Raw genomic sequence first — 23,041 nt, forward strand, 5'->3', positions numbered from 1 at the left:
GTCGTCAATGAGTCAAGCTACAGCAGTATTTACTAACGTTGGTGAGCGTACAAATGTCACTGGTTCTGCGCGTTTTAAACGCCTTATATTAGAAGAAGATTATGAAACCGCTTTGAGCGTTGCCCGTGAACAGGTTGAAAGTGGTGCCCAAGTCATTGATATTAACATGGATGAAGCCATGTTGGACTCAAAAGCAGCAATGGTGAAATTTTTAAATTTAATTGCTTCTGAACCTGATATATCTCGAGTACCAATTATGGTTGATTCGTCAAAGTGGGACGTAATCGAAGCAGGTTTAAAGTGTATTCAAGGTAAGGCTATTGTTAACTCGATCTCTTTGAAAGAAGGGGAAGCGCCATTTATTCATCAAGCGAAGATCATTAAGCGCTTTGGGGCTGCAACGGTGGTGATGGCATTTGATGAAACAGGGCAAGCGGAAACACAAGAACGAAAGTTCGACATATGCCAGCGTTCATACCGAATTCTAGTCGACCAATTAGGTTTTCCGCCTGAAGACATTATTTTTGACCCGAATATTTTTGCTGTGGCAACCGGTATTGAAGAGCATGACAATTATGCGGTTGAATTTATAGAGGGCACACGTCGTATAAAACAAGGTTTACCGCATTGTAAAGTGTCAGGTGGGGTATCGAACGTCTCATTTTCGTTTCGTGGTAATAACCCCGTTCGTGAAGCAATTCATTCGGTGTTTTTATACCATGCCATCAAAGCCGGTATGGATATGGGGATTGTAAATGCAGGGCAACTTGCTGTTTATGATGATATTCCACAAGAGCTCAGAAAAGCCGTTGAAGATGTGGTACTCAATACCGACCCGGGTGCTGGTGAGCGGCTGGTGGAGCTTGCGCCTAAATATTCAGGTATGGCACAAGCTGAAAAGGTGGAAGATCTAGAATGGCGTACTTGGCCAGTTGAAAAGCGTCTCGAACATGCTTTGGTAAAAGGTATTACTAACTACATTGATGAAGACACTGAGGAATGTCGTGCCAGTATGGATAAACCCATACAAGTTATTGAAGGGCCATTAATGGATGGCATGAATGTGGTGGGGGATTTATTCGGCGCAGGTAAAATGTTTTTACCTCAAGTGGTTAAATCTGCACGGGTAATGAAACGTGCGGTAGCTTATCTAGACCCTTTCATTGATGCAGAAAAAGAAGAAGGCGCAACCAATGGTAAAATCATCATGGCGACCGTAAAAGGCGACGTACATGATATTGGTAAGAATATTGTGGGTATTGTTCTACAGTGCAACAACTACGAAGTAGTCGATTTAGGTGTGATGGTGCCAGCGGAAAAAATCTTGCAAACAGCCATTGATGAAAAGGCAGATGTGATTGGCCTCTCGGGATTGATCACGCCTTCGCTTGATGAAATGGTCCATGTTGCCAAAGAAATGAAACGTCGTAACTTTGAACTACCGTTATTGATAGGCGGTGCGACAACGTCCAAAGCACATACCGCGGTTAAGATTGAGCCACAATATGACAAAGGAGTTGTGTATGTTAACAATGCCAGTCGTGCGGTGGGGGTGGTGTCAAGTCTATTGAGTAACACCCAAAAGAGCGAGTTTTTGGCTAAAACATCCGCTGAGTACGTCAAAGTACGCGAACAACAAGCGCGTAAAAAGCCGCGTTCTAAACCTGTTACATTGCAGCGAGCGCGTGATAATGCGATTCAAATTGACTGGAAAAACTATACGCCACCGGTACCGAAAAAGTTAGGTGTGACGGAGTTTCGTAACGTCAGTATTAAAACGCTACGTAAGTATATCGACTGGACACCGTATTTTATGACTTGGTCATTAGCGGGCAAATACCCACGTATACTTGATGATGAAATTGTCGGGGAAGAAGCGAAGAGCTTGTTTAAAGATGCGAATGAGATGCTTGATGAGTATGAAAAAAGTGGCGCACTTCAGCCGCTCGGTGTTATTGGCCTGTTTCCGGCAAACCGAGTCGGGGATGATATTGAAATTTATACTGATGAAACTCGCTCTGAAGTACTTACTAAATCGTGTCACTTGCGTCAGCAAACAGAAAAAACCGACTTTCCAAATTACTGCTTAGCTGATTATATAGCGCCTAAAGGTATTGCCGATTATTACGGTGGATTTGCGGTTACAGGTGGGCTTGAAGAAGATGATTTGGCAGATGCATTTGATGCCAAACAAGATGATTACAACAAGATCATGGTAAAAGCGGTGGCTGATCGTTTGGCTGAAGCGTTTGCTGAGTATTTGCACGAGCAAGTGCGTAAAGAGTTCTGGGGATATGCACCTGATGAGAATTTAACGAATGAGGAACTAATTCGTGAAAATTATCAAGGTATACGTCCAGCACCGGGCTATCCTGCGTGCCCTGAGCACACTGAGAAAAAGAAGATTTGGCAGTTGTTAGATACGGAACAACGTATTGGTATGCAATTAACCAGCTCTTATGCAATGTGGCCAGGAGCAGCAGTATCCGGTTGGTATTTCTCTCATCCTGAATGTAAGTATTATGCTGTTGCCAGTATCCAAAAAGATCAGGTGGAAGACTATGCTCAGCGCACCAATATGTCGCTCACCGAAGCTGAACGTTGGTTATCGCCTAACTTGGGATATGAACCCGAATAAAGTTTTTTGACTGCGCATGACAATGTGTGATGTGCAGTCTGTATTCTATCTGTTTTTAGTTTGATATTTCTCCTCCTACCCAGCTGATATTCAATAATAAATCATATCCATTACCCCCCCTTCTTAAATAATGTTTCTATTAGGTTAACCAAAAAAGATTTATTCTTGTATAATTAAGTGTCTAGAATATTTTTTCTTGTTTTTGTTTATTGGAAGTGTAAATGAAGTGGTGCCTATTTTTCCTATTCTCGTCTTTTTTTGTTCAGGCCCAAGCACCTCTGGTGGTTGATATTATTAGTAGTGAAAACTTTAGTTTACGATATGAAGAGTTTTTAGACGGTCGTTCTGTATTAGACGTTGAAGACTTTCATCCATCAACAAAAGGGTCTCATATTGAGATCATTGAAATGGTTCTTTTGCAGCAAGCGCTTCACCTTGGAGGTGAACAGCGAAAGGTGATCTTTAACCCAAAACCGTCAGTTAATATCATAGAGTTTTCGGACCTTATCGCCGGTGAGAGCTTAGTACTTGCACGCTCGACGTGGCATGAAGATCTACTCGATTACAAAGGTTCCTTGTTTGTGAGTGAACCTTTAGTTGAATATGGCGAGTACGAAGCGGGTTTTTATGTTGCAAAACGCAATATTGCATTGCATAACATGCCAGCAGAACGATTAAATCAGTTAACAGTGGTGGCCAATCCTCGGTGGAAAGTTGACTGGCGCGCGTTAAATAATACAGACGTTAATATTGTTAGCTTTATAGGCCCTTGGGAGACCATGCTGGAAATGGTAGAAACAGAAATTGTTGATGCTATGCTGGTTAATTTCAGTGTTAGTCAGTCATTGGTGTTAAATTTTGAAGGGCGAGAATATGTGCCAATTAATGAATTGAAACTATTTCTTCCAGATTCACGCCATTTTGTTGTCAGTAAACGCCATCCAGATGGGAAACGAGTATTTGCAGCCTTGAATAAAGGGCTGGCAATTTTAAAAGAGCGCGGTATTTTAAGAAAAGCACTGACTGAGTCAGGCTTTATTAATGAAAAAGTAGCGCCTTGGCATATGGTAAATGAAGCGATGTTAATGCGAGGCATACAATGAGCTGGCTTAAAGGATGTTGGTGCTATTGTATGTTGCTCATTGCTTATGAAGCACATAGTGCAGATACGGTTACCCAACAAAAACAAACAATCAGTGCGGCTTTTGAGCAACTAAAGTTTCAGATGAAAAGTGGTTATGAGTTAAGCTCCTTACCGCAATTAAGGGTGATCAGAAGTCAAGCAGCGCATTACGCTCAGCGTGAAATAGTTATTCATACGATATTGATTGAAGCCAGTATTCGTCAGCACTTTGGTGATTATAAACATAGTTTATCAATGCATTACGAAGCACTGGATATGGCTGAGCAATTAAGTAACCCTCGTATTATGGTCAAAACACTGCTTGCGGTTATCGACTTAGAGTTAGACTTAGAACGATTTGACCATGCAGCACGGTATATTAACCGAGTGGTACAAATTGGGAACAGTTTACAACCTGGGGATGAGTTGTTGGTGCACATTAAATTGTGGCAAGCAAGAACGCATCTTGAGCGTGGAAGTTTTCGTCAAGCACAGTATGAATTAGATTTAGGACGAAAACTTCCTCTAGAAGATGAGCGCTTATCAGCAGAGTTATTATTGACCGAAGCGCAAGTGGCGCTAAAACTTGGTGATTATTTATTGAGTCAAACGCTGCTGAGTGAATTTTCTGCCAAATATATGCTGGTGGCAGATACAAAAGCAAAGCTGAATTACCAACTTGCTTTGGCAGCAAGTACCTTACAGGCAGGTATGTTTACAGAAGCTATCGCACTGGCTATGACTGGGCTTGATCAAACGTTTCACACACGATACTTAGAAGAACAGTCAAGTTTGCAGCGGCTATTGGCCAGTGCTTTTGCGCAAGTGGGAAATTATCAACAAGCTCACTTGTATTTAAAACGTTACTCACTGACCGAACGTGCACTTGACCAACAAAAACGGAACAACAAAGTACTTCAGCTTGAAGCACAATATGCGTTGGCACATCAACAACAGCAAGTGAGCCTACTGGAAAAAGATAACACATTAAAAGCGCAACAAATTGTTCAGCATAGGCAGGTATTAGAAAACTCTAAGTTGACTCAGCAGCGTTGGTTATTGATTGGCGTATTGTGTGCTGCTGCCATCGTGTTTGTTTATTGGCGCTGGCAAAATATTCGTTATACAACTCGTTTAGAAACGCAAGTAGCACAACGCACAGCAGAATTGAAAGAGCGTAATGAACGTCTGCAAGCATTGAGCTTTACCGATAGTTTAACGGGACTAAATAATAGACATTATTTTTTCAGCACCATTGATAGTCAGATAAATGCACTAAAGCCTAAGCATGACATTATATTTTGTATGATAGACATAGATCATTTCAAAAGGATTAATGACACTTATGGTCATGCGGCGGGTGATTTAGTGCTGCAAAGCTTTGCTGATATATTGAAACAGTGCACCCGAAGTAGTGACTTATTAGTAAGGTGGGGCGGAGAGGAATTTTTATTGGTTATGCCGGATATGTCGACACGTGATGCACAAGAGGTGGTTGAGCGAATACGACAACAGGTCGAGCGCTTTCCGTTTATTGTTAATGGTGAAACTGTACAATGCACTTGTTCAATTGGATTTGCACCTTACCCGTTAATGACAGGTGAATTTAAGCAAGCATCATGGGAGCAGGTATTAGAGTTGGCCGACAGTGGCTTATACTTGGCCAAAGAAGTAAATAGAAACACATGGATAGGGTTAGACTCTGTATCCGCCTCAGAGCCGATTGATTTTGACTATTTATTGAAAAACTACAAAGAACAAGTCAGGCTGGGGAGTATTGTTATATCAAGTAGTTATGAAGGGTTGCAAGTGCCTGTTTGATTTCTACCTAAGGAGATAACGAGGCCATTCAATTGGGCCTTCTAAAGAGTGCTAATTACTTATCTTAACGTGTTAATATAGCGCTAAAATGTTTTTTCAGAGTATGTTGTGTTACCCATCGAATCAGTTTATAACTCCCTTATTGATACATTAAAATTACATAGCAGTGTGCTGCTACAAGCGCCACCAGGGGCAGGTAAGTCAACTTGGCTGCCATTAAAAATGGTCAGAGATGGGCACTTCAAGCATATTATTATGCTGGAACCAAGAAGGCTAGCAGCGAGAAATATCGCTAGTTTTTTAGCCAGTCAACAGCAAGAATCAATTGGGGCTAGTATAGGGTTACGAATAAGAAATGAAGTGAAGGTTTCTGCTGATACGAGATTAGAAATAGTCACTGAGGGTGTACTGACAAGACGGCTGCAAAACGACCCGGAATTGACAGGGGTTGACCTTGTCATTTTTGACGAGTTTCACGAGCGTTCAATGGCGGCCGATACTGCACTGGCCTTAGCTTTGGAAACGCAAGCCGCATTTCGTGAGGATTTAAAACTATTGGTAATGTCAGCGACGCTAGACACACACCGGTATCAAGCATTTTTAGAATGTCCTATTGTTGTGTGCGAAGGTCGCAGTTTTCCTGTTGATACGATTTATACCTCGTTGGCAAATGAGACGCGATGGTTAGATGCGGTTGCCCCCCTTATTCGTCAAGCGTTGCAAGAGCAAGACGGGAGTGTGTTGGTCTTTTTACCGGGGCAAAAAGAGATTACGCACGTGGCTCAATCTTTAGCAGGTTACGAATTGTCCGATACTGAGGTGGCTCCGTTATATGGTAATCAAGATAAACGCCTTCAGCAGGCGGCGATCGCCCCAGCCAAAGCGGGTTATCGAAAAGTGGTTTTGACAACGAATGTGGCGGAAACATCTTTAACCATTGAAGGTATCAGAGTCGTTATTGACAGTGGAAAGCGTAAAGTTGCCCAGTTTAATTTAAAAAGCGGTGTGACAGAACTGGTAACGGCCTCCATATCAAGGTCATCAGCGGTGCAACGAGCTGGACGGGCAGGGCGAATCGAAGCTGGGGTTGTGTATCGTTTGGGAAGCCACGAGCAATTTGAACGTAGAGAGGGACATGACACACCCGAAATTTTAAGCTCAGACATAAGTGGTTTACTATTTGAGGCTAAAGTCTGGGGCAGTGACATTCGTGCTTTACCATTACTTGACCATCCTAGTGAGATACAAATTCAGCAGGCTACTCAGTTATTAAAAATGCTGGAAATTCTCGACAACAATGAGAAACTCACCACGCTAGGCCAGAAAATTCATCAATTTGGTACAGAGCCGCGGTTAGCCCACATGCTAGTAAAAGCACAGCAATTGGAAACTGAATATTCAGGAATTAGTACGTTAGCATGTTACCTTGTGGCCTTGATAGAAAGTCGAGTAACGAGTAGCCCTGAACTTAGGGTTGCCTTACAAGCACAGTTTGAAAGGCCGACTAAGCTTTTTAGTCAGCAGTTGATGCCGTGGTTAAAACGACTGAGATTAACTAAACCGCGCGCGTTGGCGACTGAGCACTTGGATATTACCATTGCATTAGCATTCCCTGATAGATTAGCAAAAAGACGAGGACAAGGTTTTGTATTAGCTAATGGCGCTGGCGTTAATAGCCATGAAAGTCATTGGTTAGGCAGTGATTATATTGCTATTGCATCGTTAGGTGGCCATAAAGGGCAAAGAATATTTAATGCCACAGATGTATCTATTGAGCAACTCTTACAGGCATTACCTCATTTATTCACAAAACAGAGCGTGTGTGAGTTTGATGAAAAGAAAGAACGGTTTTTACATGAAGACCGCACGCTCATTGGCAACTTGGTTATTGAAGCAACCCCAAGTAGTCAAAAAATTGATGTGGCTGCGCGCACTCAAGCTTGGCTCATGCTTATCGAAAAGTATGGATTAAAGTTATTTAAAGATTATGACACAGTGTTACCGCTATTAACCCGTATGGCATTAGCGCAACGATATAGCCCATTGGAATTCGTAGAGCTCGATGAGCAGAGCTTGCTTGATAATATTGCTACGTGGCTTGCACCCTATTTGAGTGATATTAAGCAATTACCACAGCTGAAAAAATTTGCCCTAAAAGAAGCGATTTTGAGTAAGTTAGATTGGCAACAACAGCAACGGCTAGATGTGCTACTGCCAAAAAAAATCACTGTACCGAGTGGCTCCAATATTACCATTGATTATCAAATTGACGGGCCGGCAAAGTTATCAGTGCGTATGCAGGAAGTATATGGTTTAGTTGAGACGCCAAAGTTGTATAATGGCCAATTACCTTTGCTGATGGAGTTATTGTCACCAGCACGCAGGCCTCTACAGTTAACCCAAGATTTAAGACACTTTTGGCAATCGAGTTATAAAGACGTACAAAAAGAGATGAAGGGCAGATACCCTAAGCATTTTTGGCCGGATGATCCCGCAAACGCTCAGGCAACCAATAGAGTAAAGAGTCGGATGTAATATACCCTTCGACTATTTTTAACATGGATCATTGAGCTTGAAATTTAAGGCGCGTTATTATGGAGTAAATTAAATTTGAATAGGTTCTGTTAGCTCTTTGGTTTTATGCCAATATAAACATAAAGTATCTAAATATTCATAGATACTATGCTCGTGTTAAAATTCACTGAGTAACATGTATAGGTGTGCCGCACTCCATGAGAAATTGGGGGCACCTTGTTGTTTGCCGTTTAAAGGGTGGTAGTTTTCTCTAATGGGGCCATCTTGCTGTAAACCATCAGCGTGCTCAATAAACCGATTTATTAATGTTCTTGCATCTTCCTTGTAGCCATAATGAGTGAGTCCTTTCACCCCAAAATAGAGTTGATCTAACCAAACTCTTCCTCGCCAGTAAATGTTCGGACCAAAAGCGGGATTAGTCAGTGCCGCGGTGCCCAATGGAATATAGGTATTAAACTCTTGTGGATTGAGCATTACAGCTCTAACTTGTTTCGCCATATCGTCGGTGGCTATTTGGTTAAATAGTGGCGACCAACCTTCAGGGCCTTTTCCTCGCTTGGTGAGCGCATAGCCTGCACAGCCATTGGCTAATGGTTTGGCTTCAACTGAAATGTCGTAGTAAAATCCAGACTGAGTGTCAAACATGCATCGATTAACGTATCGGCTTATTATTGCGGCACTTTTCTCAAATGTGACAGCCTCGTCAGGTTGATTTAATACACGGGCAATTTTTGCTAAATAACGTGCGTCAGAGACCATATAGCTAGCTTGGTCAACTGACTCTTGTATTAAAGAGTACCCAGTAAGCAGCCCTTGCGTATTGTAATTTTCGGCAAATTTTACCTGCCAGTCTGATATGCTTCCGTCTTGTTTTATATATTTATTTAATTGTACCGAGTTGATGTAGCCAAAATTGGCGGCATGATCTCTACCTGATTCCCACGATGCGGCGGTTTGCGCGGGTGATGTGAGCCTGATATTGGCTTTGAGTAATGAGTTGTATAAATTTAATCCGTAAAAGGTGCGCTCATTAAATTTGAATTTAAAACCATGAACTTTATGTGTATGCGCCGCATCGAGTGTGGCACCATATTCAGGAATGCCATTTTTATTATGATCACGATTGTTTAACCACCATGATCTATAGGCTTTTAACTTTGGGTAAAGGCTGGTAAGCCACTGTTTATCCTTGGTGTGTTGATAGGTCTTATACACGGCCCATGAAGCTAAGCTTGGTTTGGTATTCCTCTCGTTCCAGTTGCCTCCATCACCGCCACGTTCAGCACTTTTATTGTATGCAATGAGATCGGGGATAAAGCCTACATCATAGCTTCTGATTGGATCATTCTCTGTGATTTGATATTCAAATACCGCGTTGATATTCGACTTAGCAATATCAGGTGCGAATTGACTCATTGCATAAGCTTGCTTCCATGAGTCCCAAGGCCATGTAAGGTTGCCTGAAAACCAACGAGCGGTAACGGATGGAGTCACAGTATCAAATGAGAGAGCCCCGGCGGCTGAACGCCAATTGCCAATTAAGGTTTCAATACTTTTAGTCATAAGGCGCTGTTTGTCGACGGGGAAATTATCAGCTACTTTGAGATAGCTTTGCCAGCGTAGTTTGCTTTTTATTAAATAGGATTCTGGGTCAGCAAAAAGCTGTCGGTTAAATTGCTGAATTTGCTGTTCTTCATCAGTATTTAAGACGTGGCTATAGGTAGTATAAAATGTTGTGTCGCTTGCTATATTGGCTGTGCTGTTAAAGCCAATAGGAGATAAACGGGTGGTGGTCGCAATGGTTTTTTGTGTGACATAAGCGGATGTACCTGAGGTAAGCAGGTCCCATTTAGCTCTTACTTTTCCAAATCGGATGATAATTGTATTATCATCCGACTCGAGCTTTGGCTGATATGTTGGAAATTGGGCACTCATGGTATTTTCTTGGTCGTATGCGGCCAACAGCTGCCCTTCAAAGTGCAACGTTAAAGGAGTGCGTGTTTTGATCTCGGTTTTGACCATTGAGGTGCGAGGGCCAACAAACCTGAGTGTCAAAGTGAGCTCAATATTTTCTCTCTTGTTTGATAAGGTTTGTACTAAAGCACCAGGGTGACTAGATACTTTGCCCTGCAAAGGAACTCGGACGCCATTTTTATAAATACTTAGTTTATCAAAGCGCTTGGCGATATAGTGTAGGTACTCTTCTGTAATTAAGGCGTGGCCAGTGAAGCCGCCAAGCTCATTATCATTAATAGGCAATAAGTGACCATGCCAAGCTCCGGCATCAAATAGTGGATTGTATGGACTATGGCCATAGTCATCCGTAGGGTGCATATAATTGGGCTCACCTTGACGATTTATGACATTTTCAAATGCGATGGCATTTTTGGGATAAACAGCCAGTAAATAGAAAAAGAGACAGAGTATAACGCGCATAAATATCCTTTTTCGGATATTGTATCCAATAATGAGTGATATTTATAGTCGATTTTTAATTTAGGAGCAGGGCTCATATGCGCAAAGTATGAGCAATTTACAAGAGGTGATAGTTTATTTAAGCGCGTTAGCCACTTCGGCAATTTTTTGTCTTAACCATACATGACTAGCATCTCGGTGCAGTAACGGGCTCCAGATCATATCTAGTTCAAATGGTGGAATTGGAAAGGGCGCTTCTAATATGGCTAACCCGGGATCATCTCTATAAATGTTGGCTGCTTTAGATGGCAAAGTTGCTACTAGGTTTTGCTCTTTAGCCAAATGAATCGCGACATGGTAATTTCGTGTGAACGTAGCAATATTTCGATGTTTACCAAAATGGGCAAGGGCTTCATCTACCCAGCCAAGCTTTTGAACATCCTCTGGGTCCATTCCTACACCAACCCCAAATCCCGTTTTACTTACCCATATATGGCGTGCTTTTAAATAAGCGTCGAGACTAAACTGTTCGATGATAGGGTTATCTGATTTAACTAAACAACAAAAACTATCCTTCCAGATCCGTTTATGATGGAATGATTGAGGTAAGTTTTCAAAGCGATTGATTGCCATATCGACTTTACCGTTTTCAACATCGTGAAAAGTGACATCGCTAGGCGTTAAAATATCTAAAGTGGTTTCTGGGGCTTCTTCGTGGAGCTTATTCAGTAATTTTGGTGCCAAAGTACTTGCCGCATAATCACTGGCCATGATGCGAAAAACGCGTTTGCTTTGCCCTGCTTCAAATTCTCGGTTTGGCGCGAGTGTTTCTTCTAAGGTCATCAGGATTCCGCGTACCACGGGTTGTAACTCTAATGCTCTTTCAGTTGGCACCATACCTTCACTAGTACGAACTAAAATAGGGTCGTTAAACAATGTTCGAAGGCGCTTTAGCCCATTACTCATTGCAGGTTGCGTAATGCTGAGTTGGTTGGCAGCCCGTGTAACATTACACTCTCGTAGTAACGTGTCTAAATATACTAGTAAGTTAAGATCTATTTTACTTATGTTCACGACGTTCCTTTATTTTTGTTTGTTCTAAATGAGCGAATCGTTGTTGTTGAGGATATGGGTAGATTTGTTTATTTACTTTATTAATGACATCTCGCTGTGCTTGTAACCAGTAGGAAACGGTTAATAACTCTGGATGAGCATCTTTAAAGATAGCTCTGAGTTTAGGGTTTGTTAGCACAAATGTATATAGTTGTTCTGGGAATACGTCTTGAGGGGCGATAGATTGTTCATCCATACCTGAATATAAATCATCTAGTGAAACTTTTGGAATAGCTCGAAAATTCATATCGGTTAAATACTGAACCTCATCATAGTCATAAAAAACAATTCGCATGTGTTTTGTTACCCCGAAATTTTTCAATAACATATCTCCAGGGAAAATGTTTGCGTGGAGCATTTCTTTTAGGGCTTGTCCATAATCAATCATTGCGTGATGAACTTGTTGCTCACTGGCGTTATTGAGGTACAAATTAAGAGGCGTCATACGTCGTTCAATATATAAGTGTTTTATCACGACAAAGTCGTCTTCGACTTGCACACTGGTTGAGATGGTTGCCATAAGTTGCGTTAAAAGTGTTGCTGAAATGCGCTCCTTAGGGATCACCACATTGGAGTATTCATGGGTATCGGCCATGCGGCCAACACGGTCGTGATTTTTAACTAATTGATAGCGCTTGAGTACGGTATCTCTGCCAAAAGGTTTACTCTCTGAGAAGGTATCTTTTATGACTTTAAATACATACGGGAAGTTCGGGAGCGTAAACACCATCATTACTATGCCCAAAGTACCGGGGGCGATGACGAACTTATCTTCACTTTGTGCTAAATAATGTAAAAACTCTCGGTAAAACTCCGTTTTTCCTTGCTTATGAAAGCCGATGGCATTGTACAGTTCGGCTGGGGTTTTGCTTGGCATAAGCTGATTTAGAAATCGCATTAGCGCTGATGGAGCATGTGTTTCAACGAGGAAATAAGCGCGAGCAAAGCCAAAAATAACGCGCATTTGTGATGAGCTGGTCAGTAGTGCGTCAATATATAAACCACCTTGGCTATGATGTAATACAGCGATTATAAAAGGTTGCACACCACTGGTGGACACAACACGGCCAACGATATAGGCTGCTTTGTTGCGGTAAAATGGCTTTGAAAGCATATCAAAACGCATCATGTGACCCTGATGGTGTGTGTCAGGTGCTTGTTTAATAAATGCTTTCATTAAGTTGCGAATATCTAGATCTAAATCTCTGAAGCTACACTGAAAATCTATGTGATCGATGATACTTTTTATTGTGGGTCGTAATCCATTAACTACTGGAAAGTAACTTCGATATTCAGCCTCGATAGGAAGCGCAGGGGCATACTGTAGCGTGGTTTCAACGAAAATAAATGTGTTATTAAAATAACGACGATGAAACAGCCGACAAAAAACAGAGTTGTAAAAAGTTTCTGCTAATTCTGCTTGTGGGTGAAACGTTAACAAGCTTAGATATTGCTGTTTTATGTCATACCATAATGCTTCGTGTAAATGAGCACAGGGTAGAGCATTTTTTAGATGCTGTATTGTTTCGTCTACACGCTCATCATAATGACTGATCCGAGTGGTGCTTATTGATTGTATTTTATCCCAGTCTTGGCTTGCAAAAGCACTCGGGGCGTCAGAAGTGATTGACTGAAATAACCGGTAGTGCTTTGTAAAGCCGGCTAATATCATCTGCGCTATTAAAAAGGGTTTCATACAGCTCATTAATTAAGTGGTCAGACCTGATGTTAGAGTAGCATGATTTATATGGACGGAGTCAAGTGCTTAGCATATTACTCATACCGTTTTAGTTTTTTCTCAAGCGTTGCTATTTGTTTCGAAACAACTTTTACTTCCTTTCGGTGTTTTTTATTGAGAGATTTTAATTTCTTTTTAATGTCTTTCACCGTTTCTTTGCGCTTTTTATCATCCATAATATGTCGCATGCGTTCTTGCTGATCACGGGTAGCTCTATCAAGATCTCTATTTAATATGGCCACTTGGTAACGTTTAGCACGTAATGACTTTTTCAAATTACGTACAACTTGTTTTTTCTCAAGCTGATTTAGGGTTTTGAAATGCTGTTCAGACGGTGTCGACTTGTTGGGATTCGAATGGGTTAGGGTGTGTTGTGTGCCATTACTACCGCAAGGAAATTGGCTGTATGTAGTTCCTCTTTTTGTTACGCATTTATAATAGTTAACTACCGTCTTTGCCTGAATAGTGGTACTCAGAAAGAGTAATAATACAAAAATCATCCTAAACATAGTGCATCCTTCAGCTATCTTCATATTAAAAAGATAGCTGTTTACAGGTTAATGGCAAGTTATCAGGTTGGGGGAGGGTTAGAAAACTGTTTAAGCGTCTTTATACTTTGGATTAAAAATGGCACATTTAACTTTTGTTCAATGGCAAATCCATCAGTGCCGGAAATATGCTCGTAGCTGCCATCATGCTTGATTAGCGTGATCCGATCCTTTTTAAACGCGACAAGTACACCTTGGGTAAAGTTAACGCCAACACTGGTACGACTATTAATTAAGTCCCTACCAATCATGGTGGCTTTAGCAAGCTCTGAGCATTCTAAATGAGAAGCGAGCAGAGTATACGTGATGTCTTGTAATTGTTTAAACCCGTCAATCTGTTGTAGTTTGGTTACGTTTGTAAAATAGGAACTTGTGCTGATAACATCACTGTTTTTTGCTGCTAATGCAAAAGCAAAGTAAAGATGTTTGGGGTCAAATTTTACGGCACTTTCAGAACCATTAATGATGATAAGTGAAGCATTTTCTCCCTCTTCAGCTGCTGTATCGTCTAGGTGCTTAGGAAAAATCAACCGTTTTGATGGATCCCAACTTGGATGAGCGTGTTGAGTTTGCGGGTTCCTATAATATGCAGGTAGCCCGAAAGTCAAATTAAACCGCGCATCATCGTGATTTGTCGGCTGAATTAATTGTGAAACGGCAACTAATTCATCGTGGTCATTCGTGAAACTAAGCAGTTCAGCGAGTGTTTGAAAATAAACAATGTTGACCGATGCTTTTCTAGGTTGGCAATTAGGCAGCGCACGGGGGAGTTGATATTGGCTGTCATTATGATCAAATTGTATATCAGTTGCTTGCTGATATTTTTCAATATCGAGTAAGTCATGCCTGGCAAGTAATTTTTTAGCTGTAGTTGGATAAGATAGTGGTAAAACATTGTCTTGCTTAGTAATGTCAAAATACGTATTTGCATCAGCCCATATATGAATTGTATGACTCATTGCAAAGCAAGATACCAGTGCACCAGTTGCATAACGAGGAAATCGATATTGCTTTAATTTTGCAAGATTGTGCCAAGCATGATTTCCCGCAACCAGTTCCAGAGCAAAAATAATCAGTATAAATCCGCCCGCTGCCACAGTTGCAATAATTGGATGACCAATGATTGTTTTCCATAGAACGCTGACAATATCAGACAATGATGAAAAATTGAGGTGATATCCGAGTTTATAATAAACAAATGCATCAAGGCTCAATAAAGCTATCCCCAGAGTCGCTAAAATTGCCGCCATACCTCTAATATGTCGAGGGTATGGAAAGACCATACTCAAAGGAAAAATCGTGAGCACAAATGCACTGAACGTTATAAAGCTGGTATGGCTAATCCAAGTGATCAACATGTAGAACCAACCAAGTAAAGTCGTTGGACTTTTATCAGCGAAAAGGTAACTACTGCTGATCAGCAGGACTAATCCAATATTAGCAAAAGTGAACCAATGCCCCCAACTGAGTAACTGGCTTGCTTTTGATGAAAAAGGATTTTGAGGGGATAAATTCATTCAGTTATTTTACCGATTGCTGTAATGCTTTTGCAAAGTTATTGGCAACAGCTTGTCTTTTTCCTTCAGGCACATGTTCTTTTAGAATATGCGTGATAGAATTTCCTAAACACATAAGGCTCAAGTCAACAGTAGAATGTTGCTGAGTAAGTACGTTTAGTAGCTGGTCAACAATTTCTTCAACTTGCTCGTTGGAGTATTTTGATTGGATAGGCATCAGTAAGTTCAATATTAAAGTGTTATAATTTATTTATTTTAACACTAGGGGCGTGAAAAACAAAGATGAGCATTGAGGTGAATAAACTTGTTGTACATTATGTAGACAAGAAAGATGAAGATACACAAATCCATTTGCGCAATGATGAAATGCAAGTTAATGACCGTGTAAATGTGTTTATCGAACAGTTACATCACGCTTACAACGGAAAGCCGGGTAAAGGGTATTGCGCGTTTAGTGGAGATAAAAACAGTCAGGTGTCGGCTGCTATGCAAAGTTATCGAAATGATGAACTTGGATTTTGGCACATGACGGAGCAGGCGACTGAGGTATTAAAAGAAGAGTTGAATAAATATGCTTTTAATGAGACAGGTTATTTAGTTTTTTGCCATTATCAATACGTTGCAACCGATTATATTTTAATCGCCCTAATTAATATTAAAGACCATTATTCGATAACATCGGACCTTGATTTGTCATCATCTCGACATTTAGATATTTCCCGTATGCAACTGGCCGCAAAAATTGATTTATCAGCATGGGACACTCAACCAGATGACGCGCGATATATTTCGTTTATAAAAGGTCGAGCGGGTCGTAAAGTAGCTGACTTCTTTTTGGACTTTTTGGGCTGTGAAGAGGGAATAGATCCGAAGCAACAATCTCAAGTCATGCTAGAGGCGGTAGAAGACTACTTGAGTGAACAGCAGTTTGATAAGCAAGAAAAAGACGCGTTGCGAAAAGAAGTATTTGATTATTGTAATGATTGTATCGCATCAGGAGAAGATGCCAATATTGAAACGTTATCAGATACATTGTCGAAATCAGGCGATACACAATTTGATGATTTTTATAAAGATCAAGATTATGCCTTAGAAGAGTCATTCCCAGTAGATAAGAAAACCGTAACAAGTATGGTTAAGTTTTCTGGTCTTGGAGGTGGTGTAAGTATAGGATTTGAACGCAAACATTTGGGCGAGCGAGTGACTTATAACGCTGCGACTGATACCTTAACAATAAAAGGGATCCCACCTAATTTGAAAGATCAGCTTGAACGCCATTACGATGAAAGTGAATGAATCAAGGGTTGTTTGAACAAAGGCCACTAGCGTGGCCTTTATACGCGTTATGCCGACTACGAATGACCAGAAATAATAAATTTAGCAAGCTGTGTTGATAATTTCTCGGCGAGCTTAGTCATTGCATTGCTCTTGGCTGTGTCTTTGAAGGAAGAGGCTGCTTTAACACGGCTATTAAAGTGTGCTTTTTCTTCCCCATTTTCAATAACGACCATATAACTTTCTGCAACAGAATAATAAGTACCTGACTGGTATTTCTCTTGCCACTCAACTCTAAAACTTAAATCGAAATCAGCATTAGATTGTGTAACTTTTATGCCATTACGAGTAAGGGCACTCGAGAGAAGGTCATCTACTTTTGCGTGCTGCATATTATCAGAGACAACATTGAAACTAAGGTTGTTTAGTATGAGCTCGCTTGTTTCTAATTGCTTATTTACTTTAGCCGGTATATTGACGAAAGGGCTTTGGAGCATATGTAAATATGCGTTCAGTTTACTACGCTTAGCCGCAAACGTTTTTATTTTAACTGCTTTTTTTAGCAGCTCTGATTTACTAGTGCCTTGTATATTAAATTCACTTATCTGAGTATCGAGCGCATTGATACTGAGTTCAGTTTGCATTATGGCTTCAGTGCGATTAAATGAAGCAAGTGCATAGTTAACATCATTGAACTGATATTCTTGTTCTATCTTCACTCCTTGCAGCTGAATCGTCGGGACGTTAGAGCTTATCAATTCATCAACATGAAATTGCATCGACTTTTCATTGGCAGTTTGTTGTACGGTGGTGGTTCCTGATATTGATACATTCAACTGTTTTGCAAGCTCCAAACGAGCAGCTTCTTGCGCAGCAAGTTGAGCTTGGCGCGTGTTGCCTATGTTTTTGGCACTGCCAACACCATATACCAAATATGCTGATGTAGGTGTGGTCGTCAGCCAAGTGGGTTTGGTTATATTTTCAGAGCTGTTCTGAGTGGTTTTACATCCGCTTAGTAATGCAACAGAGACACAAAATGCCACGCTGGTTTTAGAAACCAAAGCGTGAGCGCTCTTGAACTTTTTGAATTTTCTTCTGGCCATTCCATACCTCCCGGTTTGTTGTCATGTCAATTAAACGTAAATCTACTTGATAGAAAGTCACGCGGCTGCCTCCTTGTTCATCTAAAAAAGAGTTAATGGTGCCAGATAGGGCGTAGTCAGCGCCTTGCTCTTGGCCCATTTCATTTTGTGTTGCTAAGCTTGAGTTAAGCTCCTGATCTTTTCGCTCATTTCTAATCTCACCGCGTAAATCTGCGCTGGCAACAAAATCAGCTTGTCCAGAGCGCAAAATTGCGCGTTTTAAATCGTTTAAAAAAGTATCAACAGCAATATGCTGATGAGATTTATTGCGAACTGATTGAATAATTACCGCAGGCTTTGTACCTTCCTTAGCTAGATGATCGTTAACCCACGGAAAGCTCAGCATGTCGTTGACCATTGCTTCTGATACAAGTTGGGAGTCTTTGCCATTCCATTTATCAGATAGAGCAACTTCTTGATTCGAGTCTACGCGACGTACCTCTGTGCTTTTACACCCTACCAAAGCAAGAGATAGAGCAACAAAAAGAGGGGCCGTTGTGATTAATTTAGGTGTTGTTTTCATACCATTTATTCCAAAGTAAAAATTGATTGTGCAGATGATGTCGGTTGCTTTTGCGAATTAATAAAAGTTCTGGTTTGCCACAGGGACATGGGTCCTTTTACATCAACATTGTCCGTTTGTTCTATTACACGTCCAGAATTCAGTACTGTTTTGATGGTGACTTGGTGTTGCCCCACTGGCAACGGTATTTGAGACACTCTTATTTCTGCGGGTAAAGACTGCCATTGCCGTGTATCTGCAGAAGCCGTGACAGCATTAACGGCTGACGTTGCTAATTTGGCGATACCACTGAATACATTATTTTCTTGTAAACCTGTTTTATTTAGTAATTGTTGTGCTGTTATCGCTTTTACAACTTCGCGAGTCAAAGCTAATTGGATCTCAGTATTAGCATTTTCTAGTGCATTCTGCAGTGTTAATAATTCAATTGAATAAAAAGTTTTTAGCTCTGATTGCTTTTTGCCATTAACCCAAACTTCTGAGCCTTGGACTCTCGTTTCTGAAGGGGATAAGTAGGTAACTGAAATTCTTCCTCCATATTCTAAAGCATCAATCAGACCTACTTTCTTAGCATCGTCCCATAACCCACCGAGAGGAATACGCTTTGTTAATAGTCCAAGTGCGACGTCAGAGATGTCACCCATTGCATAGTTTTGCATCATGTCGAATAAACTGGTGTCAGCGAAAAGCATTTGAAACCATTTCATCTGAATTTGTTGTTCTCGGTGTGAGCCCATCGGAATAGGTGTGATGACCAACGCTTTGGATTTGTGATCGGCCCTTAGAATGAGGTTAAATTGTTTACGCTTTGGCGCCACACCAAGGTTCTGTAAAATGGTCAATTGGCTGCCAGCATAAACGTTATCAGGTTGGACTTTCGATTGGATATGACTGAGCTCTTCTTCATAACCTCCAGCCTGTTTCATGACTCTTACTAAATTTTTATAAACCTGCTCGGTGGTTTGATTTGGCAATTGGTATTGTTTTGCAAACCCTTTTTCATACGCCAGTGCCGCACGTTGATATTGTAATCTAGCGCTATCCAACTCACCACTTTGTTCATTAAGTAGGCCACTTAAATAATGTGCAAAGGCATCATCTTTATATTCAATATTAGTGAGTAAATCGCTCGGTGAAAAGAGAGGTTGAAAAATGGCATAAACTTGGTTGGTTAATTCATCACTACTTGGCGCATGATAACCACCTGTTTCTTCCGTTAATCCTTCTAAGTAAACGTTTAATTGTCGCATTTCAATCAGTGACGCGTCTAGCATCTCTTGCCTGCGAGTAGGTTGAAGCGTGCCAAGTGCATTGTAGTTCATGGCTTTCATCATATGTAGCAATGGACGGTAATATTTTTGACCATGAAAAGTAGTATAAGTAGGACCACTAAATTGCGACAATGCTTGCTCAGAAATACTCTTCGTGTAAAAAGAGTCAAGTAGGTCTTTTGCTTCACTTAAGTGTTCATTACTTTGCGCATATTTTTTTTCTAATTGGAAATAAGTGGCAAGTTCAAGGTGATATAAAAGTCTATTCTTGCCTTGACTACTATAGTTACGTTTTATAGTTGTTCTTGCTGAGACAAGTTCACCTTTTTGAGCCAACGCAATCGCATTGTTTTTTTGAAAGTGCGTGACGTTGCAAGCACTTAAACATGTTAAAGTACTCATTAGTACTAATTTTTTTAGGGTGTTTATGACGTTTAAATTCAAAAATGCGTCCTTTGCACTCAATTATAATTGAGAATATATTACAGTAACTTCCCTAAGTTAGATAAAAAGAAATGATATTTAAAGCAATAAATTGTTAAAAATCGTTTTTACACTTTATTACTGTTAATGCGATGTATTTTTGCTAGATTAACTCTAAACCGCTCAATGCTAAAAGGAACCACTATGAAATTGAAACCAATGTTAACAACTTTGATTATTGCTGGGATGCTATCTGCGTGTAGTTCAACTAAAAATGACGCTGCATCAAGCTCGAGTGTAAATATACCAGAGTGGGTATTGAACCCTGTTGTAGAGAATGGGATCGCAGCGGCTGATTGCATTAAATATTCGGGTAATATTTCAATAGACCAAAAAATGGCTGTTGCGAATGCACGTCTCGCGCTTTCTCAGCAGATAGAAACGCGTATAGAAGGCTTAGACAAAACTTTTGCAAACAGGACTGATGCGAATGAAGAGACAACAGTCGGTACTACATTTAGTTCGGTTTCTAAGCAGTTAACTAAACAAACACTCAGTGGATCTCGTATTGTTAAAGCTGATGTTGTGGAGATTGGTGGTAAAGATTATTTCTGTGCATTGACTACGTTATCTCCTGAGCTGACAAAAACGCTTTTTAAAGACCTCATAAAAGAAACTAAGCCAAAGATAAATGCCAAAGATGAGCAGTTTCTATATCAAGAGTTTAAAGCATTTAAAGCAGAGCAAGATTTAGAAAAGGAAATTGCTAAGCTGACAAACTAATCATGGCTCAGTATTCGCGTAATAGCACGTTATTACGCGAATACTGTATTTTATCTATTTTGGAGAACAGCATAATGAAAAAATTTATCGCATTTGTTGTTGCCACTCATCTTCTACCGACCCAACTTCAAGCAAGTCAAGCGCAATTATACGCCGAGTTAGATGAGGCTATGAATGGTTGGCAAACAAGTCAACATTCAGTGCAAGACAACGATGAGTTTGAGCAGTTTAAGACACAGCACCTTAATGAATACCACAAATATGTTGAAGAGCACTTTGCAGAGTTTGATGCTTTTAGAGATAAGTTGATTAAACAATGGGGTGATGCTCAGACTTCGACAACAAGTCGGTATGTACATTATTCTCAAGCTGAAAATACCAGATTAATTGTCGATTTCGAGCAAGATCAATTAGTGGTTGGTATTAAGCATCATGCTGATACTGATGTTTCTCAGGAAAATGCACAGGCTGTATTTAAACGATTTCTACAATCAAATAGTGCATTATTAACTGAATTCTTTAAAACACAATCAGTCAAAGAACAGCAAGCTACAATTGAAAAAAGTGAATCTTATATTATTGATAATAAAGTACGAGCAAAAGCACTGCTTGATGCAAAGCGGCAAATACAAAATCAAACACAACAACAGCAGCAATTGCTTGAAAAGCAGTTTGACGTGCTATTAGCGGGGGAAAATGATGTATTATCTCCTAATGCGTTGACTAACCCCCAAAACTATAATGCGCAACAAGTACTTGAGAAGAAAAAAGCTGACCTACAGACATTGCAAAACAATAGACTCAAAAACCTAAAAGAAAGTATCAAAGAGTTACCATCTGGGCGCAGTGACAGCTCTGTTACAGAGTTTGTGATAAAGTTGCCAAAAAATACACTCGCTAAGCAGAGAGCGAGCAGTTACCTCAATCAAATAACCGCTCACAGTAAGCGGTTTGATATTGACGGTAGTTTAGTACTCGCGGTGATGCATACCGAAAGTCACTTTAACCCACTGGCTAAGTCTCATATTCCAGCCTATGGATTGATGCAAGTTGTGCCAACCAGTGCAGGCGTTGACGTAAATCGGTTTTTGTATGATATAGATGAGCCTATGTCAGAACCTTACTTATATGTTACTAACAATAATATTGAAGCGGGTACTGCATATTTACATATATTAAATGATCGATATTTAAGACATATAGAAGACCCCATAAGTCGTAAGTACTGTACTATAGCAGCTTACAACACTGGAGCAGGCAATGTTGCTAGGGTATTTAATAGTGATGATTCACGAAATATAAAGAAGGCGAGTCGTGTAATTAACTCGATGTCTCCTGAGTTAGTTTTAGAAGCACTCCAAAGTCGCTTACCCTATGATGAAACAAAGCATTATCTAGAAAAAGTGTTATCAAGAGAGGCATTTTATATTCAATAGAATATGCATCACTTAGTAAATGATAAAAGAACAGAGTTTAAATCGGCCGCAGCGATATGTGGCTGATCACACACTAGGCAAATAAGTTATGTGACATCTACAAACCATGCTGAAATTAACACTGCCTTTACTATGCTACCTTTACTAGACTTAAAGTATTACTGTCGCTTTTCATAGCGGTGCAGTCTTATCGCAATCAATCTTCTTGTCACAAGCTTTCTTTGCTGAGTTAAGCAATAAAACTGTATAGATTAATAAACTATTATTAGGGCGTGTTCGCGTATGCTCTTGAAGGGTTTGTATTGATGTTCCGTAAAAGTTATTGATAGCTTAATAGGTTGGAGGAGATCAGAACTATTGGTTTGATTAAGGCCTTTACCGTTATCAACATAGGTAGGAGTGTATTTGTATTAGGATAAAAAAGGCCGCAAAAAAGCGGCCTTTTAATTGAGTTTTTATGTTTTAGCCAACTTGAGCAGGTGATGCCATAGCCGCACTAGCTCGTCCTGCTGGGGCTTTAGAGCCTGCAGAAAGGCCTGAGTTTTCTACTAACTCTCGGGCTTCATGTGGCATTGCAGAAGGGGTTATTACAACACTAGAGTCTTCTACACTACTGGCCTTTTTCATCGGTGCACTCGCATTTTGATTAAAGCGGATACGAGACGTAGCGTGAGAATTATCAAGCACTGGCGTGTTCACAGCTGTCGCTTCAACTACAGGTGCTTCAACTACCGGAGTTG

17 protein-coding genes are annotated in these 23,041 nt (G+C 40.4%); 7 read left to right on the forward strand and 10 right to left on the reverse strand.

All coding sequences use genetic code 11. From position 1 onward, the window contains the following. The first annotated feature begins 7 nt into the window (after positions 1-7). The 4 genes from metH to hrpB all read left to right on the forward strand — a co-directional run bounded on the left by metH (position 8) and on the right by hrpB (position 8,117). Positions 8-2,638 carry a methionine synthase gene (gene metH, locus J8L97_RS14365; RefSeq protein ID WP_211050589.1) on the forward strand — a complete coding sequence of 877 codons (2,631 nt, stop codon included), beginning with the start codon at positions 8-10 and terminating at the stop codon, positions 2,636-2,638. A gap of 221 nt (positions 2,639-2,859) precedes the next feature. Next, the gene (locus J8L97_RS14370) at positions 2,860-3,741 is read left to right on the forward strand and encodes a hypothetical protein (RefSeq protein ID WP_210996998.1); all 882 of its coding nucleotides are present in this window, start codon (positions 2,860-2,862) and stop codon (positions 3,739-3,741) included. A gap of 29 nt (positions 3,742-3,770) precedes the next feature. Then, positions 3,771-5,582: a diguanylate cyclase gene (locus J8L97_RS14375; protein ID WP_247688684.1), complete on the forward strand. Its 1,812-nt coding sequence runs from the start codon at positions 3,771-3,773 to the stop codon at positions 5,580-5,582. 108 nt (positions 5,583-5,690) lie between these two features. Then, the gene (gene hrpB, locus J8L97_RS14380; protein WP_211050594.1) at positions 5,691-8,117 is read left to right on the forward strand and encodes an ATP-dependent helicase HrpB; all 2,427 of its coding nucleotides are present in this window, start codon (positions 5,691-5,693) and stop codon (positions 8,115-8,117) included. Positions 8,118-8,273: 156 nt separating this feature from the next. Here hrpB and ygjK read toward each other — a convergent pair whose 3' ends face one another. The 6 genes from ygjK to J8L97_RS14410 form a co-directional block, all read right to left on the reverse strand. Next, the gene (ygjK, locus tag J8L97_RS14385; RefSeq protein ID WP_211050596.1) at positions 8,274-10,553 is read right to left on the reverse strand and encodes an alpha-glucosidase; all 2,280 of its coding nucleotides are present in this window, start codon (positions 10,551-10,553) and stop codon (positions 8,274-8,276) included. A 114-nt stretch (positions 10,554-10,667) separates the two neighbouring features. Then, entirely contained in the window at positions 10,668-11,606 is a 939-nt protein-coding gene (locus J8L97_RS14390) for a LysR family transcriptional regulator (RefSeq protein ID WP_192507077.1), read from the reverse strand. After that, complete coding sequence (gene aceK / locus J8L97_RS14395; RefSeq protein ID WP_211050598.1) at positions 11,593-13,341, reverse strand: bifunctional isocitrate dehydrogenase kinase/phosphatase; 1,749 nt, start codon at positions 13,339-13,341, stop codon at positions 11,593-11,595. Before aceK ends, J8L97_RS14390 begins: the two co-directional genes overlap by 14 nt. A 77-nt stretch (positions 13,342-13,418) precedes the next feature. Continuing rightward, positions 13,419-13,892, reverse strand: a complete 474-nt coding sequence (locus J8L97_RS14400; protein ID WP_211050604.1) for a DUF4124 domain-containing protein — start codon at positions 13,890-13,892, stop codon at positions 13,419-13,421. 62 nt (positions 13,893-13,954) lie between these two features. After that, positions 13,955-15,448, reverse strand: a complete 1,494-nt coding sequence (locus J8L97_RS14405) for a DUF3413 domain-containing protein (protein WP_211050606.1) — start codon at positions 15,446-15,448, stop codon at positions 13,955-13,957. A gap of 4 nt (positions 15,449-15,452) precedes the next feature. Continuing rightward, entirely contained in the window at positions 15,453-15,665 is a 213-nt protein-coding gene (locus J8L97_RS14410; protein WP_192507081.1) for a DUF1414 domain-containing protein, read from the reverse strand. A gap of 65 nt (positions 15,666-15,730) precedes the next feature. Between J8L97_RS14410 and yejK the strand changes: the two genes are divergently transcribed. Continuing rightward, positions 15,731-16,744, forward strand: coding sequence for a nucleoid-associated protein YejK (gene yejK, locus J8L97_RS14415; protein ID WP_211050608.1), 1,014 nt, complete (start codon positions 15,731-15,733; stop codon positions 16,742-16,744). 56 nt (positions 16,745-16,800) lie between these two features. On the opposite strand, the gene J8L97_RS14420 is transcribed toward yejK, so the two are convergent. Genes J8L97_RS14420 through J8L97_RS14430 form a run of 3 tightly spaced genes read right to left on the reverse strand, consistent with a single transcriptional unit; the run spans position 16,801 to position 20,061 of the window. After that, complete coding sequence (locus J8L97_RS14420) at positions 16,801-17,826, reverse strand: hypothetical protein (protein ID WP_247688685.1); 1,026 nt, start codon at positions 17,824-17,826, stop codon at positions 16,801-16,803. Then, positions 17,774-18,388: a penicillin-binding protein activator LpoB gene (locus J8L97_RS14425; protein ID WP_211050610.1), complete on the reverse strand. Its 615-nt coding sequence runs from the start codon at positions 18,386-18,388 to the stop codon at positions 17,774-17,776. The genes J8L97_RS14420 and J8L97_RS14425 overlap by 53 nt, the downstream gene beginning before the upstream one ends. Before the next feature lie 5 nt (positions 18,389-18,393). After that, positions 18,394-20,061, reverse strand: a complete 1,668-nt coding sequence (locus tag J8L97_RS14430) for a hypothetical protein (protein WP_247688686.1) — start codon at positions 20,059-20,061, stop codon at positions 18,394-18,396. Between the two features lie 225 nt (positions 20,062-20,286). Between J8L97_RS14430 and J8L97_RS14435 the strand changes: the two genes are divergently transcribed. Beyond that, the gene (locus J8L97_RS14435) at positions 20,287-20,865 is read left to right on the forward strand and encodes an LPP20 family lipoprotein (protein WP_192507085.1); all 579 of its coding nucleotides are present in this window, start codon (positions 20,287-20,289) and stop codon (positions 20,863-20,865) included. 74 nt (positions 20,866-20,939) lie between these two features. Then, positions 20,940-22,301: a transglycosylase SLT domain-containing protein gene (locus J8L97_RS14440; RefSeq protein WP_211050614.1), complete on the forward strand. Its 1,362-nt coding sequence runs from the start codon at positions 20,940-20,942 to the stop codon at positions 22,299-22,301. A 462-nt stretch (positions 22,302-22,763) separates the two neighbouring features. On the opposite strand, the gene J8L97_RS14445 is transcribed toward J8L97_RS14440, so the two are convergent. Then, a partial coding sequence (locus tag J8L97_RS14445) for a hypothetical protein (protein WP_211050616.1) occupies positions 22,764-23,041 on the reverse strand: 278 nt, incomplete at its 5' end.

The sequence above is a fragment of the Pseudoalteromonas sp. MMG012 genome (assembly GCF_018100875.1).
Classification (GTDB): domain Bacteria; phylum Pseudomonadota; class Gammaproteobacteria; order Enterobacterales; family Alteromonadaceae; genus Pseudoalteromonas; species Pseudoalteromonas aurantia.

Excerpts from the sequence above, each read along its gene's own strand:
- J8L97_RS14375 (WP_247688684.1), top strand. The coding sequence starts at position 3,771 with ATGTTGCTCATTGCTTATGAAGCACATAGTGCAGATACGGTTACCCAA.
- J8L97_RS14440 (WP_211050614.1), top strand. The coding sequence starts at position 20,940 with ATGAAAAAATTTATCGCATTTGTTGTTGCCACTCATCTTCTACCGACC.
- J8L97_RS14410 (WP_192507081.1), bottom strand. The coding sequence starts at position 15,665 with ATGCCTATCCAATCAAAATACTCCAACGAGCAAGTTGAAGAAATTGTT.
- yejK (WP_211050608.1), top strand. The coding sequence starts at position 15,731 with ATGAGCATTGAGGTGAATAAACTTGTTGTACATTATGTAGACAAGAAA.
- J8L97_RS14430 (WP_247688686.1), bottom strand. The coding sequence starts at position 20,061 with ATGAGTACTTTAACATGTTTAAGTGCTTGCAACGTCACGCACTTTCAA.
- J8L97_RS14405 (WP_211050606.1), bottom strand. The coding sequence starts at position 15,448 with ATGAATTTATCCCCTCAAAATCCTTTTTCATCAAAAGCAAGCCAGTTA.
- aceK (WP_211050598.1), bottom strand. The coding sequence starts at position 13,341 with ATGAAACCCTTTTTAATAGCGCAGATGATATTAGCCGGCTTTACAAAG.
- J8L97_RS14420 (WP_247688685.1), bottom strand. The coding sequence starts at position 17,826 with ATGGCCAGAAGAAAATTCAAAAAGTTCAAGAGCGCTCACGCTTTGGTT.
- ygjK (WP_211050596.1), bottom strand. The coding sequence starts at position 10,553 with ATGCGCGTTATACTCTGTCTCTTTTTCTATTTACTGGCTGTTTATCCC.
- J8L97_RS14425 (WP_211050610.1), bottom strand. The coding sequence starts at position 18,388 with ATGAAAACAACACCTAAATTAATCACAACGGCCCCTCTTTTTGTTGCT.
- metH (WP_211050589.1), top strand. The coding sequence starts at position 8 with ATGAGTCAAGCTACAGCAGTATTTACTAACGTTGGTGAGCGTACAAAT.
- J8L97_RS14370 (WP_210996998.1), top strand. The coding sequence starts at position 2,860 with ATGAAGTGGTGCCTATTTTTCCTATTCTCGTCTTTTTTTGTTCAGGCC.
- J8L97_RS14435 (WP_192507085.1), top strand. The coding sequence starts at position 20,287 with ATGAAATTGAAACCAATGTTAACAACTTTGATTATTGCTGGGATGCTA.
- J8L97_RS14400 (WP_211050604.1), bottom strand. The coding sequence starts at position 13,892 with ATGTTTAGGATGATTTTTGTATTATTACTCTTTCTGAGTACCACTATT.